This window comes from Streptomyces sp. NPDC058576, assembly GCF_042718715.1.
Lineage (GTDB): Bacteria > Actinomycetota > Actinomycetes > Streptomycetales > Streptomycetaceae > Streptomyces.
The window spans coordinates 140,767-155,433 of record NZ_JBHXPF010000004.1; the positions used below are offsets into that span (position 1 = coordinate 140,767).

Annotated in this window: 14 protein-coding genes; 7 read left to right on the forward strand and 7 right to left on the reverse strand. The window is 71.3% G+C overall.

Going from position 1 to position 14,667, the window contains the following annotated elements; genetic code table 11:
- The first annotated feature begins 57 nt into the window (after positions 1–57).
- Both ACFWRV_RS04875 and ACFWRV_RS04880 read left to right on the forward strand, forming a co-directional pair.
- On the forward strand, positions 58–1,320 hold the full coding sequence (locus tag ACFWRV_RS04875) for a nucleotide sugar dehydrogenase (protein ID WP_384328318.1): 1,263 nt from the start codon (positions 58–60) through the stop codon (positions 1,318–1,320).
- Between the two features lie 142 nt (positions 1,321–1,462).
- Positions 1,463–2,131: a hypothetical protein gene (locus ACFWRV_RS04880; protein ID WP_384328321.1), complete on the forward strand. Its 669-nt coding sequence runs from the start codon at positions 1,463–1,465 to the stop codon at positions 2,129–2,131.
- 78 nt (positions 2,132–2,209) lie between these two features.
- Here the strand turns inward: ACFWRV_RS04880 and ACFWRV_RS04885 are convergent, their stop codons facing one another.
- The 4 genes from ACFWRV_RS04885 to ACFWRV_RS04900 form a co-directional block, all read right to left on the reverse strand.
- Positions 2,210–3,334 carry a GuaB3 family IMP dehydrogenase-related protein gene (locus ACFWRV_RS04885; protein ID WP_097870356.1) on the reverse strand — a complete coding sequence of 375 codons (1,125 nt, stop codon included), beginning with the start codon at positions 3,332–3,334 and terminating at the stop codon, positions 2,210–2,212.
- 104 nt (positions 3,335–3,438) lie between these two features.
- The gene (gene guaB, locus ACFWRV_RS04890) at positions 3,439–4,941 is read right to left on the reverse strand and encodes an IMP dehydrogenase (RefSeq protein ID WP_384328323.1); all 1,503 of its coding nucleotides are present in this window, start codon (positions 4,939–4,941) and stop codon (positions 3,439–3,441) included.
- 139 nt (positions 4,942–5,080) lie between these two features.
- Positions 5,081–5,656 (reverse strand): sigma-70 family RNA polymerase sigma factor, encoded by a 576-nt coding sequence (locus ACFWRV_RS04895; protein ID WP_006126954.1) that lies wholly within the window; start codon positions 5,654–5,656, stop codon positions 5,081–5,083.
- A 280-nt stretch (positions 5,657–5,936) separates the two neighbouring features.
- On the reverse strand, positions 5,937–6,548 hold the full coding sequence (locus tag ACFWRV_RS04900) for a response regulator transcription factor (RefSeq protein ID WP_003948568.1): 612 nt from the start codon (positions 6,546–6,548) through the stop codon (positions 5,937–5,939).
- 453 nt (positions 6,549–7,001) lie between these two features.
- Here ACFWRV_RS04900 and ACFWRV_RS04905 point away from each other — a divergent pair, with 453 nt between their 5' ends.
- Positions 7,002–7,343 (forward strand): WhiB family transcriptional regulator, encoded by a 342-nt coding sequence (locus ACFWRV_RS04905; protein WP_384328326.1) that lies wholly within the window; start codon positions 7,002–7,004, stop codon positions 7,341–7,343.
- A gap of 139 nt (positions 7,344–7,482) precedes the next feature.
- Here ACFWRV_RS04905 and ACFWRV_RS04910 read toward each other — a convergent pair whose 3' ends face one another.
- Entirely contained in the window at positions 7,483–8,373 is an 891-nt protein-coding gene (locus tag ACFWRV_RS04910) for a LysR family transcriptional regulator (protein ID WP_384328328.1), read from the reverse strand.
- 81 nt (positions 8,374–8,454) lie between these two features.
- On the opposite strand from ACFWRV_RS04910, the gene ACFWRV_RS04915 reads away from it, so the two are divergent.
- The 3 genes from ACFWRV_RS04915 to ACFWRV_RS04925 all read left to right on the forward strand — a co-directional run bounded on the left by ACFWRV_RS04915 (position 8,455) and on the right by ACFWRV_RS04925 (position 11,712).
- Entirely contained in the window at positions 8,455–9,123 is a 669-nt protein-coding gene (locus ACFWRV_RS04915) for an MOSC domain-containing protein (protein WP_384328331.1), read from the forward strand.
- Between the two features lie 275 nt (positions 9,124–9,398).
- Positions 9,399–10,928 (forward strand): multicopper oxidase family protein, encoded by a 1,530-nt coding sequence (locus tag ACFWRV_RS04920; protein WP_384328334.1) that lies wholly within the window; start codon positions 9,399–9,401, stop codon positions 10,926–10,928.
- Positions 10,929–10,938: 10 nt separating this feature from the next.
- Positions 10,939–11,712 (forward strand): SDR family NAD(P)-dependent oxidoreductase, encoded by a 774-nt coding sequence (locus ACFWRV_RS04925; RefSeq protein WP_384328337.1) that lies wholly within the window; start codon positions 10,939–10,941, stop codon positions 11,710–11,712.
- Positions 11,713–11,844: 132 nt separating this feature from the next.
- On the opposite strand, the gene groL is transcribed toward ACFWRV_RS04925, so the two are convergent.
- Positions 11,845–13,470 carry a chaperonin GroEL gene (gene groL, locus ACFWRV_RS04930; protein ID WP_384328340.1) on the reverse strand — a complete coding sequence of 542 codons (1,626 nt, stop codon included), beginning with the start codon at positions 13,468–13,470 and terminating at the stop codon, positions 11,845–11,847.
- A 98-nt stretch (positions 13,471–13,568) separates the two neighbouring features.
- Positions 13,569–13,877: a co-chaperone GroES gene (gene groES, locus ACFWRV_RS04935; RefSeq protein WP_003966899.1), complete on the reverse strand. Its 309-nt coding sequence runs from the start codon at positions 13,875–13,877 to the stop codon at positions 13,569–13,571.
- A 278-nt stretch (positions 13,878–14,155) separates the two neighbouring features.
- Between groES and ACFWRV_RS04940 the strand changes: the two genes are divergently transcribed.
- The gene (locus ACFWRV_RS04940) at positions 14,156–14,644 is read left to right on the forward strand and encodes a DUF6234 family protein (protein ID WP_384328344.1); all 489 of its coding nucleotides are present in this window, start codon (positions 14,156–14,158) and stop codon (positions 14,642–14,644) included.
- Positions 14,645–14,667 lie beyond the last annotated feature (23 nt).

Sequence of the window (14,667 nt, forward strand, 5' to 3'; positions counted from 1 at the left end):
TTGCACTGTCCACAGCAGTTGCGATCTTCGCTCTCCGCACTTAGGGGGTCTTCCTGTATGCCCGCAGACCTCGCCGTCATCGGACTCGGTCACCTCGGCCTGCCCCTCGCCCAGGCCGCCGTGACCGCCGGAATCGCCACCATCGGCTACGACCCCGATCCACGCCCCTACGCGGAGCTCGGAGCGGGCCGCAGCCCCGTCGAGGGCACCCTCACCGCGTCCGAGATCCGCCGCATGCTCTCCGGCGGCTTCCGGCCCACCACCGACGCCGCCGAGCTGGGCCGGGTCCGGACCGCCGTGATCTGCTCCCCCACCCCGCTCGGCCCCGACCGCGCCATCGACCTCACCGCGCTCGGCGACGCGGCCCGCGCCCTGGCGGCCCGGCTGCGTCCGCACACCACCGTGCTGCTGGAGTCCGCCGTGCCGCCCGGCACCACCGAGACCTTCCTGCGCCCCCTGCTCGAAGAGGGCTCCGGACTCGTCGCCGGACGCGACTTCCACCTCGCCTGCTCCCCCGGCCGGCTCGACCCCGGCAACCGCACCCACACCCTGGCCAACACGCCCAAGGTCATCGGCGGCCTCACCCCCGCCTGCACCGAGTCGGCCGCCGCCTTCTACGGACGGCTCACCGACAAGGTCGTCCGGGCCCGCGGACCGCGCGAGGCGGAGATGACGAAGGTGCTGGAGACCAACTTCCGGCACGTCAACATCGCGCTGGTCAACGAGATGGCGGTGCTCTGCCACGACCTCGGCGTCGACTTCTGGGACGTCATCCGGTGCGCCGAGACCAAGCCGTTCGGCTTCCAGCCCTTCCGCCCGGGGCCCGGCGTCGGCGGACACGGCGTCCCGGTGGACCCCGGTTGCCTGCCCTACAGCACCCGCACCCCCGGACACCCGCTGCGGATGGTCTCGCTGGCGCAGGAGATCAATGACCGGATGCCCAGTTACGTCATCCAGCGCTGCGCCACCCTCCTGAACGAGCACGGCAAGTCCGTCCGGGGCGCACGCGTCCTGCTGCTCGGCGTCACCTACAAGCCGGACAGCGCCGACCAAGAGGCAGCGCCCGCACGGGAGATCGCCACCCGGCTGATGGACATGGGCGCCCAGATCGGCTACCACGACCCGCACGTCCTGGACTGGCGGGTGCGCGAACGCCCCGTCCCCCGGGCGGACTCGCTGTACGAAGCGGCAGCCGCAGCCGACCTGACCGTACTGCTCCAGCAGCACCGCACCTACGACCTCCAGGGACTCGCGGTGAAGGCCCAACTGCTCCTGGACACCCGGGGGGCCACTCCGGCGGGGGCCGCGCACCGGCTGTAGGAGGCGCCCCGGGATGTGACAGGCCGTCGAAAGATTGCCAGTGACCGGATCCGGACGGTGCTGCTACTCTGCGGCGTCACAGAGCGCACAGACATGCGAACTACGCACACGCGTGCGCAGCCGTCCCAGGGGGAGCCCCACCGTGAGTCAGCCCGTGCAGCCGCCGAACCAGCCCCAGCAGCCCTACGGCGGTCAGCCCGTCGACGGCAACCCGTACGCGGGCGGGCCGGGTCAGGGCGCACCGTCCGCACCGACCGGCAACCCGTACGGCCAGCAGGCTCCCGGCGCGCCCACCGGCAACCCCTACGGCCAGCAGCCCCCGGCCCCTACCGGCAACCCGTTCGCGGGCCAGCAGCCCGGCCAGGGCGCCCCGTTCGCCGGCGGAGCGCCTTTCACCCCTGCTCCCCCGGCCCGCGACAACATCCTCCTCGGCGTGGGGGTCGCGCTCGGCGCGGCGATCGTCGCGGGCATCCTGTACGGCGTCATCGCGGGCTCCATCGAGCGCGAGGTCGGCTACGCGGCGATCGGCGTCGGCTTCCTGGTCGGCTTCGCGGCGAGCAAGGTCGGCGGCTCCAACCCGGCGGTCATCGCCGCGTCGGCCGTCTTCTCGGTCGGCGCCGTCTACCTCGGTCAGCTCGTCGGCATCTCGATGGTCCTCGCCGACCTGGCGCAGATCCCGTTCTCCGAGGTGGTCGGCGACCACTTCGACACCGTGACGGCGGCCTGGTCCGAGGAGGCCGACATCATGACCTACTGCTTCCTCGCCCTCGGCGCGGTCGCCGCCGTCGGTGGCGCCAGGAAGGCCGGCTGACACCCGCGGCAGCGTACGGAAGGGCCCGGACCGTCGAACGGTCCGGGCCCTTCCGTGTGCGTACGGGAGTACGCGAGGTCAGCGGCGGTGCTGCGAGTCCGCCACCGTCACCTCGACGCGCTGGAACTCCTTGAGGTCGCTGTAGCCGGTGGTGGCCATCGCGCGGCGCAGGGCGCCGAAGATGTTCATCGAGCCGTCCGGGGTGTGCGAGGGGCCGGTGAGGACCTCCTCCGTCGTCCCGACCGAGCCGAGGTCGACCAGCTTGCCGCGCGGCACGTCCTCGTGGACGGCCTCCATGCCCCAGTGGCGGCCACGGCCCGGCGCGTCCGTGGCGCGGGCCAGCGGAGAGCCCATCATCACGGCGTCCGCACCGCAGGCGATGGCCTTCGGCAGGTCGCCGGACCAGCCGACGCCGCCGTCGGCGATGACGTGCACATACCGGCCGCCGGACTCGTCCATGTAGTCGCGGCGGGCCCCGGCGACGTCCGCGACGGCGGTGGCCATCGGGACCTGGATGCCGAAGACATTGCGCGTGGTGTGCGCGGCGCCGCCGCCGAAGCCGACGAGGACGCCGGCCGCGCCGGTCCGCATCAGGTGCAGGGCGGCGGTGTACGTGGCGCAGCCGCCGACGATGACCGGGACGTCCAGCTCGTAGATGAACTGCTTCAGGTTCAGCGGCTCGGCCGCGCCCGAGACGTGCTCGGCGGAGACCGTCGTACCGCGGATGACGAAGATGTCGACGCCCGCGTCGACGACCGCCTTGGAGAACTGGGCGGTGCGCTGCGGGGAGAGCGCGGCGGCGGTGACGACGCCGGAGTCGCGCACCTCCTTGATGCGCTGTCCGATCAGCTCCTCCTGGATCGGCGCGGAGTAGATCTCCTGGAGCCGGCGGGTCGCGGACTCGACCGGCATCCCGGCGATCTCGTCGAGCAGCGGCTGCGGGTCGGCGTGCCGGGTCCACAGGCCTTCCAGGTTCAGCACGCCCAGGCCGCCGAGCTCACCGATCCGGATGGCGTGCTGCGGGGATACCACGGAGTCCATGGGAGCGGCCAGGAACGGCAGCTCGAAGCGGTAGGCGTCGATCTGCCAGGCGATCGAGACCTCCTTCGGGTCGCGGGTGCGGCGACTCGGAACGACGGCGATGTCGTCGAATGCGTAAGCCCGGCGGCCGCGCTTGCCGCGCCCGATCTCGATCTCAGTCACGATGTGTGGCCTTTCCCTCTACGTCTGCGCTGACCAGTATCCCCGACGCACACATGAGGGGCGGTACCGGGAACTCCGGTCCGCCCCTCACCTGCGCTGATGCGTTACTTCCTGCTGTAGTTCGGCGCTTCCACCGTCATCTGGATGTCGTGCGGGTGGCTCTCCTTGAGACCCGCCGAGGTGATCCGGACGAAGCGGCCCTTGCTCTCCATCTGGTCGACGGACGCGGCGCCGACGTAGCCCATGGTCTGGCGCAGGCCGCCGACGAGCTGGTGGAGGACGTTGGCCAGCGGGCCCCGGTAGGGCACCTGGCCCTCGATGCCCTCGGGGACGAGCTTGTCGTCCGAGGAGACCTCGGCCTGGAAGTAGCGGTCCTTGGAGTAGGACCGGCCCTGGCCGCGGGACTGCATCGCGCCCAGCGAGCCCATGCCGCGGTACGACTTGAACTGCTTGCCGTTGATGAACATCAGCTCGCCCGGCGACTCCTCGCAGCCCGCCAGCAGGCTGCCCAGCATCACGCTGTCCGCGCCGGCGGCGAGCGCCTTGCCGATGTCGCCGCTGTACTGGAGGCCGCCGTCGCCGATCACCGGCACGCCCGCGGCACGCGCGGCGAGCGCGGCCTCGTAGATCGCGGTGACCTGCGGGACGCCGATGCCGGCGACCACGCGGGTGGTGCAGATCGAGCCGGGTCCGACGCCGACCTTCACGCCGTCGACGCCGGCGTCGATCAGCGCCTGGGCGCCGTCGCGGGTGGCGACGTTGCCGCCGATGACGTCCACGCCGACGCTCGACTTGATCTTCGCCATCCAGGCGAGGGCGTTGCTGTTGTGCCCGTGCGAGGTGTCGACGATCAGGAAGTCGACCCCGGCGGACGCGAGCGCCTGTGCGCGCTCCAGCGCCTCGGGGCTGGCGCCGACGGCCGCGCCGACCAGGAGACGGCCTTCGGCGTCCTTGGCGGCGTTCGGGTACTGCTCGGCCTTCTTGAAGTCCTTGACCGTGATGAGGCCCTTGAGGATGCCCGCCTCGTCGACCAGCGGCAGCTTCTCGATCTTGTGGCGGCGCAGCAGCTCCATGGCCTCGACGCCGGAGATCCCGACCTTGCCGGTGACCAGCGGCATCGGCGTCATGACCTCGCGCACCTGGCGCGAGCGGTCCGACTCGAAGGCCATGTCGCGGTTGGTGACGATGCCCAGGAGCTTGCCGGCGGCGTCGGTGACCGGCACGCCGCTGATGCGGAACTTCGCGCAGAGCGCGTCCGCCTCGCCGAGCGTGGCGTCGGGGTGCACGGTGATCGGGTCGGTGACCATGCCAGACTCGGACCGCTTGACCAGGTCGACCTGGTTGACCTGGTCCTCGATGGAGAGGTTGCGGTGCAGCACGCCGACGCCGCCCTGCCGGGCCATGGCGATGGCCATCCGGGCCTCGGTCACCTTGTCCATGGCGGCGGACAGCAGGGGGATGTTCACCCGTACGTTGCGCGAGATGAGGGTCGAGGTGTCGACCGCGTTGGGCAGGACCTCGGACGCGCCGGGCAACAGCAGCACGTCGTCGTAGGTCAACCCGAGCGTCGCGAATTTCTCGGGCACTCCGTCGACGTTTGCAGTCATGACACCTTCCCCAAATGGCCTTGATCGGTGCGGATGTCCATGCTAACGGGCTCCACGGGTGTCTCATTCCACGATCAAGATCACTTGGCGGTTCTGTAGCTTTCTACAGCGCCGCCGGGGAGGGCCGGCGCGGGTGTCTCTACTGCTCCGCGAGCGCCCGGAGCCTGCTGAGCGCGCGGTGCTGAGCGACCCGGACCGCACCCGGCGACATCCCGAGCATCCGTCCGGTCTCCTCGGCGGTGAGCCCCACCGCCACCCGCAGGACCAGCAGCTCGCGCTGGCTCTCCGGGAGGTTGGCGAGGAGCTTCTTGGCCCAGGCGGCGTCGCTGCTGAGCAGCGCGCGCTCCTCCGGGCCGAGGGAGTCGTCGGGCCGCTCCGGCATCTCGTCGGAGGGGACGGCGGTCGACCCCGGGTGGCGCATCGCGGCGCGCTGGAGGTCGGCGACCTTGTGGCCGGCGATCGCGAAGACGAAGGCCTCGAAGGGCCGGCCGGTGTCCTTGTAGCGCGGCAGCGCCATGAGCACCGCGACGCAGACCTCCTGCGCCAGGTCCTCCACGAAGTGGCGAGCGTCACCGGGAAGGCGGTTCAGCCGGGAGCGGCAGTAGCGCAGCGCGAGGGGGTGGACGTGGGCCAGCAGATCATGGGTGGCCTGCGCGTCGCCGTCGACGGCCCGGTGCACGAGGGCACCGATCACCGTGGTTTCGTCGTCGCGCATCGAACCATGGTGCCTTGGCGCCGTACGGTCCGCTCCACCGCGTCCCGAGTTGTGCACCGAAGCGTTATGAGCGGGTGCGCCGGATGTCATGTCCTGCGCCCTCCCCTTCCGCTCGACCGAATCGTTCCTGAGGAACTCCACGACTCAAGGATGCGTCATCGGCCGGGAAGCGTCACATGGCACCGCTGGACGGGCGCCCGGACAGGGGGTGTGGAGCCGGTGGCCCGTTCCGTGACCCCGTCCGCCGGCCTGCGGACGGGGCGCGGCCCGGGCCGCGTCGTCAGCGGACCAGACCCCAGCGGAATCCGAGGGCCACCGCATGGGCGCGGTCCGAGGCCCCGAGCTTCTTGAACAGGCGCCGGGCGTGGGTCTTGACGGTGTCCTCGGAGAGGAACAGCTCACGGCCGATCTCCGCGTTGGAGCGGCCGTGGCTCATGCCTTCGAGCACCTGGATCTCCCGCGCGGTGAGCGTGGGAGCCGCGCCCATCTCGGCGGACCGCAGCCGGCGCGGGGCGAGCCGCCACGTCGGGTCGGCCAGCGCCTGTGTGACGGTGGCCCGCAGTTCGGCGCGCGAGGCGTCCTTGTGCAGATACCCGCGGGCCCCGGCGGCGACCGCGAGCGCGACGCCGTCCAGGTCCTCGGCCACGGTCAGCATGATGATCCGGGCCCCGGGGTCGGCGGAGAGCAGTCGCCGGACCGTCTCCACACCCCCCAGACCGGGCATGCGTACGTCCATCAGAATCAGATCCGAACGATCGGCACCCCAGCGGCGGAGGACTTCCTCGCCGTTGGCCGCCGTCGTCACGCGCTCGACGCCGGGCACAGTGGCCACCGCGCGACGGAGCGCTTCTCGGGCAAGCGGGGAGTCGTCGCAGACGAGGACGGATGTCATGACCGTCCTCCGCAGCTGATGCGCGTCACCTTGAGCCTCCAGGCTGATACAAGTCGTCACCTGTGCGGTCGACCCCCTCGGACATGTGCCCGAGCCGGATATCCGTCAACCGCATCCGTTCCCTTAACGACGGTCACTCGAAAGAGTTACGGGTCGGGCGGTCGGGTTCGGCACTCTACGTGAAGGGCCGTACACGGAGGAGAACGGCGCGGGTGATTCACCCGTCAACCGGATCTTCACTCGTTGGCATGCCCTGTTCGGCACCATTTCTTCCCTTTTGAGGGTGTCTGAGGCTAGATTCGCAATCAGTCATATTTACATCTACTAGCACCGTAGATGTACGGTCGAGACTTCGGTCACACCGATCACAGACGGTCCGAACACAGCAGGCCGTCGATCACAGACGGTCGAGGATGCCGCTTCCGACGCAGCACAGCTCCGAGGGGACAAGCAATGGCAGATTTCTCCCGCCTTCCCGGACCCAACGCAGACCTGTGGGACTGGCAGCTGCTCGCCGCCTGCCGAGGCGTGGACAGCTCCCTGTTCTTCCATCCGGAGGGGGAGCGCGGTGCGGCGCGGAGCGCTCGCGAGACCTCCGCCAAGGAGGTGTGCATGCGCTGCCCGGTACGGGCCGAGTGCGCGGCGCACGCACTGGCCGTACGGGAGCCCTACGGAGTGTGGGGCGGCCTGACGGAGGACGAACGCGAAGAGCTGATGGGCCGGGCCAGAACCCGGCTGATCACCGCCGCGCCCTCCGGGGCCCCCGCCGCCGGACCGGGTTCCGGCACCCCCTGACACCCGTACGCCGCATCTGAGCGAAGAAACGATTCTTCGGCATCTTCAGCCATCCGGCCCGCGACCAGCCGCAGCGGAGCCGGACCCCTCACCGCCCGTGCGCCGCGGGGCCCGGCGGGCGTCACGGCACCGACCGGCCTCAGCGGGCGGCCGTCCGCGCCAGCTGGTCCAGGGTCGCCGCCACCGCCGGAACCCGGGCCAGGTCCGGCAGGGTCAGCGCGACGATCTCCCGCTCGATCGCGGGCTCCACCGGCACGGCCCTGGCCCCCTTGGGGCGTACCGACTCGACGGCCAGCTCCGGCAGCACCGCCACCCCGAGCCCCGCCCCGACGAGGCCCATCACCGCCGGGTAGTCGTCGGTGGCGAAGTCGATGCGCGGGGCGAAGCCGGACTCCTCGCAGACCTCGACCAGCTGACGACGGCAGCGCGGGCAGCCCGCGATCCATGACTCCTCCGCCAGCTCGCCGATGGACACGCTCGACGCCTCCGCCAGCCGGTGCCCCTCCGGGAGCAGGCCGATCAGCCGGTCGGTGAGCAGCGGCCGGACCACCAGGTCGTCCCATTCGCCGCCGGTCGCCCCGTACCGGAACGCCAGCGCGATGTCGCAGTCGCCCTCGCGCAGCAGGTCCACCGAGCGCGGCGGCTCGGCCTCGACGAGCGAGACCCTGGTCCCGGGGTGTTCGGCGCGCAGGGCGGCCAGTGCTCCCGGGACCAGCGTGGAGCTGCCGCTGGGGAAGGAGACCAGCCGGACCCGGCCGGCCCGCAGTCCGGCGATGGCGGCGACCTCCTCCTCCGCGGCGGTCAGTCCCGCGAGGATGCCGGAGGCGTGCCGTACCAGCGCCTCGCCGGCCTGGGTGAGGCGCATCTCGCGTCCGGTGCGGATCAGCAGCGTGGTGCCCGCGGAGGACTCCAGGGCCTTCATCTGCTGGCTGACGGCGGGCTGGGTGCAGCCGAGTTCGCGGGCTGCGGCGGAGAACGAGCCGGTGGTGGACACGGCACGCAGGACACGGAGGTGGCGAGCTTCGATCACCCCGCCAGCATAAGAAATTGTTGGAGGAGGGGCGAACTAATGATGTGCTTCTTTGGGGGCGGGGCCGGTTAGCGTGACCGTATGAAGCTGCTGACCGTGAACATCGGCCGACCCCGCCCCTCCGCGCAGACCAGCAACCCGGGCGGCCTCTCCGGGATCGACAAGCGCCCGGTGGAGGGCCCCGTGGAGGTTCTCGAACCCGGGCCCAAGGGCGTCGGCGGCAGCGGGCTGGCCGGGGACGCGGTGTGCGACCTGCGTCATCACGGCGGCAGCGACCAGGCGGTGTACGCCTTCGCCCGGGAGGAGCTGGACGCCTGGGAGCGGGAGCTGGGCGGCCGGAAGCTGGCCAACGGGGTGTTCGGCGAGAACTTCACGACCCTGGGCGTCGACGTGAGCGGGGCGCGGATCGGCGAACGCTGGCGGGTGGGGACGGACCTGCTGCTGGAGGTGACCTCGGGGCGCGTCCCGTGCCGGACCTTCGCCCACCACCTCGGGGAGGAGGGGTGGGTGCGGCGGTTCACCCAGCAGGGTGCCACCGGCGCGTATCTGCGGGTCATCGAACCGGGCACCGTCCGCGCGGGGGACCCCGTCGAGATCGTGCACCGGCCCGGCCACGACGTCACCGCCGCCCTGCAGTTCCGGGCCGTCACGACCGAACGCACCCTGCTGCCCGCACTGCTGGCCGCCGGGGAGGCCCTGCACCCCGAGGCGCTGCGGAAGGCCCGGGAGTACGCCGCGCAGCAGGGCTGAGAGCCGGCGGGAGGGCCGCGTACGGGAGGCGCTCGGGCCCGTGCGGCACGTCTCAGGGGGACGGCCATGCCCGAAAAACCCCGGTCCCGCCGCAGCAGCCCCCGCCCGGCGATCCGTACGCCTCCGGGTGCGGCGTCCGCATGCTGTGCTTCGCCCCGGGGCCACCCTGACCCGTACTGAGGGTCTCCCCCGGCCTGGTCGTCAGGGCCCGGTCGGGGGCGGTTCAGGGCTCTGCCCCATGCCCGGGGGCCGGTGGTCTCGGAATGCTGATGAGCATGGAGAAGACCAGGGGACGACAGCGGTTGAAGCGGGTGCTCATCGCGCTGGCGGTGGTGGCGGGGGTGTTCGGGGCGGCGGTCGGCGGCTCGTTCGCGTGGCTGTGGTCGAGCGCCGACATCAGCACGGTGGGCAAGGCCCGCTTCGACAACGCGCTGGCGGTGCCCCCGCTCGCCCCCTCGACGGTGGACGAGGACGGCACACGCGTCTTCGATCTGCGGATGCGGGCGGGGAGCACGGAGTTCCGGACGGGGGTGGCGACCCCGACCATGGGGTTCAACGGCGGCCATCTGGGCCCGACGCTGCGGGCGGAGCGCGGCGAGCGGGTGAAGGTCCGGGTGCGCAACACGCTCGACGAGGCGTCCAGCGTGCACTGGCACGGGATGCACCTGCCCGCCGCGATGGACGGCGGACCGCACCAGATGGTCGAGGCCGGCGGCTCCTGGACCCCGCACTGGAAGGTCGACCAGCCGGCCTCGACGCTCTGGTACCACCCGCATCCGCACGGCGCGACGGAGCGGCACGTACAGCGGGGTCTGGCCGGGATGTTCCTGCTCGACGACGAGAACTCCGGGCGGCTGAAGCTGCCGAAGACGTACGGGGTGGACGATCTGCCGGTGATGGTGCAGGACGTGACCTTCGACGGCGCGAGGTTCGACCACGGGCACCGGTTCCTGGCCAACACCGGCTTCCTGGGCGAGCGGACGATGGTGAACGGCACGCTCGACCCGTACGCCGAGGTCGGCGACGAGCGCGTACGGCTGCGCCTGCTGAACGCGTCGACCGCGCGCATCTACACCTTCGGCTTCGACGACGACCGCTCCTTCGACCTGGTGGGGACGGACGGCGGGCTGCTGGGCGCGCCCGCGCCGATGAACCGGGTGCAGCTGTCGCCGGGTGAGCGGGCGGAGGTCGTCGTGACGATGCGGCCGGGTGAGCGGACGGTGCTGCGCAGCTACCCGTGGCGGGACGGGAACGGCTGGGAGCGGCGGTTCGACGGGGGCGACGACTCCTTCGACGTACTCCAGTTGCGGGCGGCCGAGCGGCTGCGCCCCTCCCCCGGGGTGCCGGACCGGCTGGCCGTGGACCAGGGGCTGGAGCTGCCGGAGGCCGACGCCGCGGTGCGCAGCCGCCACTTCGAGCTGCGCAGGTCCGGCATCAACGGGCAGCCGATGGCCATGGACCGGATCGACGAGACGGTCACCCGGGGGACGACGGAGGTCTGGACGCTGCGCAACGGCGGCGACATGACCCACAACTTCCATGTGCACGATGTGCAGTTCCGGGTGCTGGACGTGAACGGGAAGCGGCCGGAGCCGGCGCTGCGGGGTCGCAAGGACACGGTGGCCGTGCCGATGGGCTCGACCGTGCGGATCGCCCTGCGGTTCGAGGGGCCGTCCGATCCGGACATCCCGTACATGTACCACTGCCATCTGCTGTCCCACGAGGACGACGGGATGATGGGCCAGTTCGTGGTGGTGGACAAGGGACAGCGGGCGGGTGAGGTGCCCGACCATGCGGGGCACTAACGTGCCGCGTATGACGACTGCACTGATCACGGGCGCGACGGCGGGTATCGGGGCCGCGTTCGCGCGGCGGCTCGCGGCCCAGGGGCACAACCTGGTGCTGGTGGCACGGGACACCGCGCGGCTGCGCGAGCAAGCCACCGAACTGCACGACCGGCACGGCATCGAGGCCGAGGTACTGAGCGCCGACCTGTCCACGGGCGGCGGGATCGAGGCGGTCGAGAAGCGGCTCGCGGACCGCCGGCACCCGGTCGATCTGCTGGTGAACAACGCCGGGTTCGGCAACAAGGGGCGCTTCCTGGAAGTGTCCATGGCCGACGAGCTGACGATGCTGAAGGTGCACTGCGAGGCGGTGCTGCGGCTGACCTCGGCGGCCGTCGCCGGGATGAAGGAGCGGGGCCGGGGCGGGGTCGTCAACGTGGCGTCGGTCGCGGCGTTCGTGCCGCGCGGCACCTACGGGGCGTCCAAGGCGTGGGTGGTGCAGTTCACCCAGGGCGCGGCGCGTGATCTGGCCGGGTCGGGGGTGCGGCTGATGGCGCTGTGCCCCGGGTTCGTGCGGACGGAGTTCCACGAGCGGGCCGGGATGGGCACGGACAACATCCCGAGCTGGATGTGGCTGGACGCGGACAAGCTGGTGGCCTCGGCGCTGGCGGATCTGGCCCGGGGGAAGACGGTGTCGATCCCGGACCCGCGCTACAAGGCGCTGATGGGGCTGGTCAAGGTCGCCCCGCGGGGCCTGCTCGGCGGGGTCACCTCGCGGACGGGGCGGAAGTACGGTCCGCAGTAGCGGTACGGGAGCTGCTCCGGCCCCGCAGGTGGTGGGTTCGCCGGACCGGAGACGCACCGAGGCCCGGCGCCCCCGCGAGGGGGTGCCGGGCCTCAGGCGTACCGGGAAGGCGTACCGAACGGTACGGCGGTACTAGTGGGAGTGGCCGTGGCCGCCGTGACCGGCGTCGGCCTCTTCCTCGGCCGGCTTCTCGACGACCAGGGTCTCGGTCGTGAGCAGCAGCGACGCGATGGACGCGGCGTTCTCCAGGGCGGAGCGGGTGACCTTGACCGGGTCGATGACGCCGGCCTTGACCAGGTCGCCGTACTCGCCGGTGGCGGCGTTGAAGCCCTGGCCCTTGTCGAGCTCGGAGACCTTGGAGGTGATGACGTAACCCTCCAGGCCGGCGTTCTCGGCGATCCAGCGCAGCGGCTCGACGGCGGCGCGGCGCACGACCGCGACACCGGTGGCCTCGTCGCCGGTCTTGCCGAGGTTGCCCTCCAGGACCTTCACGGCGTGGACGAGGGAGGAGCCACCGCCGGAGACGATGCCCTCCTCGACCGCGGCGCGGGTCGCCGAGATGGCGTCCTCAAGGCGGTGCTTCTTCTCCTTGAGCTCCACCTCGGTGGCGGCGCCGACGCGGATGACGCACACGCCGCCGGCCAGCTTCGCGAGGCGCTCCTGGAGCTTCTCGCGGTCCCAGTCGGAGTCCGTGGACTCGATCTCGGCCTTGATCTGGTTGACGCGGCCCTTGACGTCGTCGGAGTTGCCCCCGCCGTCGACGATGGTCGTGTCGTCCTTGGAGACGGTGACGCGGCGGGCGGTGCCCAGCACGTCGAGACCGGCGCCGTCGAGCTTGAGGCCGACCTCCTCGGCGATGACGGTCGCACCGGTGAGGGTGGCGATGTCGCCGAGCATGGCCTTGCGGCGGTCGCCGAAGCCCGGGGCCTTCACCGCGACGGCGTTGAAGGTGCCGCGGATCTTGTTGACGACGAGGGTGGAGAGCGCCTCGCCCTCGACGTCCTCGGCGATGATCAGGAGCGGCTTGGAGGCGCCGGCCTGGATGACCTTCTCCAGGAGCGGGAGCAGCTCCTGGATGGAGCCGATCTTGCCCTGGTGGATCAGGATGTACGGGTCGTCGAGGACGGCCTCCATACGCTCCTGGTCGGACACCATGTACGGCGACAGGTAGCCCTTGTCGAAGGCCATGCCCTCGGTGAACTCCAGGTCCAGACCGAAGGTGTTGGACTCCTCGACGGTGATGACACCGTCCTTGCCGACCTTGTCCATCGCGTCCGCGATGAGCTCGCCGACCTGCGGGTCCTGCGCGGAGAGCGCGGCCACGGCGGCGATGTCGGCCTTGTCGTCGATCGGGCGGGCGGTCGCGAGGAGCTCCTCGGACACGGCCTTGACCGCGGCATCGATGCCCTTCTTCAGGGCGGCCGGGGAGGCGCCCGCGGCGACGTTGCGCAGGCCCTCGCGGACGAGCGCCTGGGCCAGCACGGTCGCGGTGGTGGTGCCGTCACCCGCTACGTCGTTGGTCTTGGTCGCCACCTCCTTGACGAGCTGGGCGCCGAGGTTCTCGTACGGGTCGTCGAGCTCGACCTCGCGCGCGATGGTGACACCGTCGTTGGTGATGGTGGGAGCGCCGAACTTCTTGTCGATGACGACGTTGCGGCCCTTGGGGCCGATCGTCACCTTGACCGTGTCGGCAAGCTTGTTGACGCCGCGCTCAAGGGCGCGACGGGCGTCCTCGTCGAACTTCAGAATCTTCGCCATGGGCTGTTTTCCCTCTCAAAATGAACTGCGCCCCTCGCCGCCCGGCTAGTTGTTACGCAGGGGGCCAGGGGCGCAGAACACAAGCAAACGTGGGTGAATTACTTCTCGACGATCGCGAGAACGTCGCGGGCCGAGAGGACGAGGTACTCCTCGCCGTTGTACTTCACCTCGGTGCCGCCGTACTTGCTGTACAGGACGACGTCGCCGGTCTTGACGTCGAGCGGAAGCCGCTCGCCGTTCTCGAAGCGGCCCGGGCCCACGGCGAGGACGACGCCCTCCTGGGGCTTCTCCTTCGCGGTGTCCGGAATGACCAGGCCGGAAGCCGTGGTCTGCTCGGCGTCGAGCGGCTGGACCACAATGCGGTCCTCAAGCGGCTTGATCGCAACCTTGGAGCTGGTGGTCGACACGATCCGGTCTCCCCCTTCGGAGATCTCACGGGGTTTAACAGTCTGTGGGTGGCGACCAGACCGATCCGTCGTCGCGGGTGCCGGACCTGCCCTGTCGCACAGTGTGGTGCTGGCACTCTCCAGGGGGGAGTGCCAGACCCGAGACTATGACCGCGATTAGCACTCGGTCAAGCGGAGTGCCAATTCACCACCCTCGCGCCGTCTCGGCCCGGGCTCCATCCGGTCACCGTCCGGACAACGCTGGGGTGGAGCGTCGCGTTCCGTACGACGGTACGGAGATGACGCGACCCGAGAGCCGCCTGCCCGGACGGCCGGACGAGAGAGCCGACGCCCCGCGGCAGCCGTCGTCGAACCCGGGCGGGTGCGCGGATCCGTTGGTGGGCCTGCTGCTGGTGGTCGCGGAGGCGTCGCTCGGGGCGTTGCTGACGGTGTGGCTGGTGCTGCGGGGCCTGGCGCGGTCGCGGGAGGCGGCCGAGGGCGAGGTGTCCGGGCCGCCGCCCGCGGACCCGGGCACGGGCTGGACGCCGATCGTCGTTCTCGGCGTCCTCGCCCTCCTGGTCGCCTGCCTCGCCGCGGCGTTGCTGCGCGGCGGATGGCTCTGGTCCGGCGGGATGCAGGTGGTCGTCGCGATGGCGCTGGGTGTGGCGGTCCTGGCGTCCGCCGCGCAGGGAACCGGCCGGGAGGCTCCGGAACCCGCTCCCACCTGGAACTCCCCGCCCTGCCTCAGCGGCGGCGACAACGACGAATGCGCGCGCAGCGGAGGCTGAGCGCGCATTCGCGGCCGGGCGCG

Excerpts from the sequence above, each read along its gene's own strand:
- ACFWRV_RS04940 (WP_384328344.1), top strand. The coding sequence starts at position 14,156 with ATGACGCGACCCGAGAGCCGCCTGCCCGGACGGCCGGACGAGAGAGCC.
- ACFWRV_RS04905 (WP_384328326.1), top strand. The coding sequence starts at position 7,002 with ATGGCAGATTTCTCCCGCCTTCCCGGACCCAACGCAGACCTGTGGGAC.
- ACFWRV_RS04895 (WP_006126954.1), bottom strand. The coding sequence starts at position 5,656 with ATGCGCGACGACGAAACCACGGTGATCGGTGCCCTCGTGCACCGGGCC.
- ACFWRV_RS04875 (WP_384328318.1), top strand. The coding sequence starts at position 58 with ATGCCCGCAGACCTCGCCGTCATCGGACTCGGTCACCTCGGCCTGCCC.
- ACFWRV_RS04915 (WP_384328331.1), top strand. The coding sequence starts at position 8,455 with ATGAAGCTGCTGACCGTGAACATCGGCCGACCCCGCCCCTCCGCGCAG.
- ACFWRV_RS04900 (WP_003948568.1), bottom strand. The coding sequence starts at position 6,548 with ATGACATCCGTCCTCGTCTGCGACGACTCCCCGCTTGCCCGAGAAGCG.
- guaB (WP_384328323.1), bottom strand. The coding sequence starts at position 4,941 with ATGACTGCAAACGTCGACGGAGTGCCCGAGAAATTCGCGACGCTCGGG.
- groL (WP_384328340.1), bottom strand. The coding sequence starts at position 13,470 with ATGGCGAAGATTCTGAAGTTCGACGAGGACGCCCGTCGCGCCCTTGAG.
- ACFWRV_RS04920 (WP_384328334.1), top strand. The coding sequence starts at position 9,399 with ATGGAGAAGACCAGGGGACGACAGCGGTTGAAGCGGGTGCTCATCGCG.
- ACFWRV_RS04925 (WP_384328337.1), top strand. The coding sequence starts at position 10,939 with ATGACGACTGCACTGATCACGGGCGCGACGGCGGGTATCGGGGCCGCG.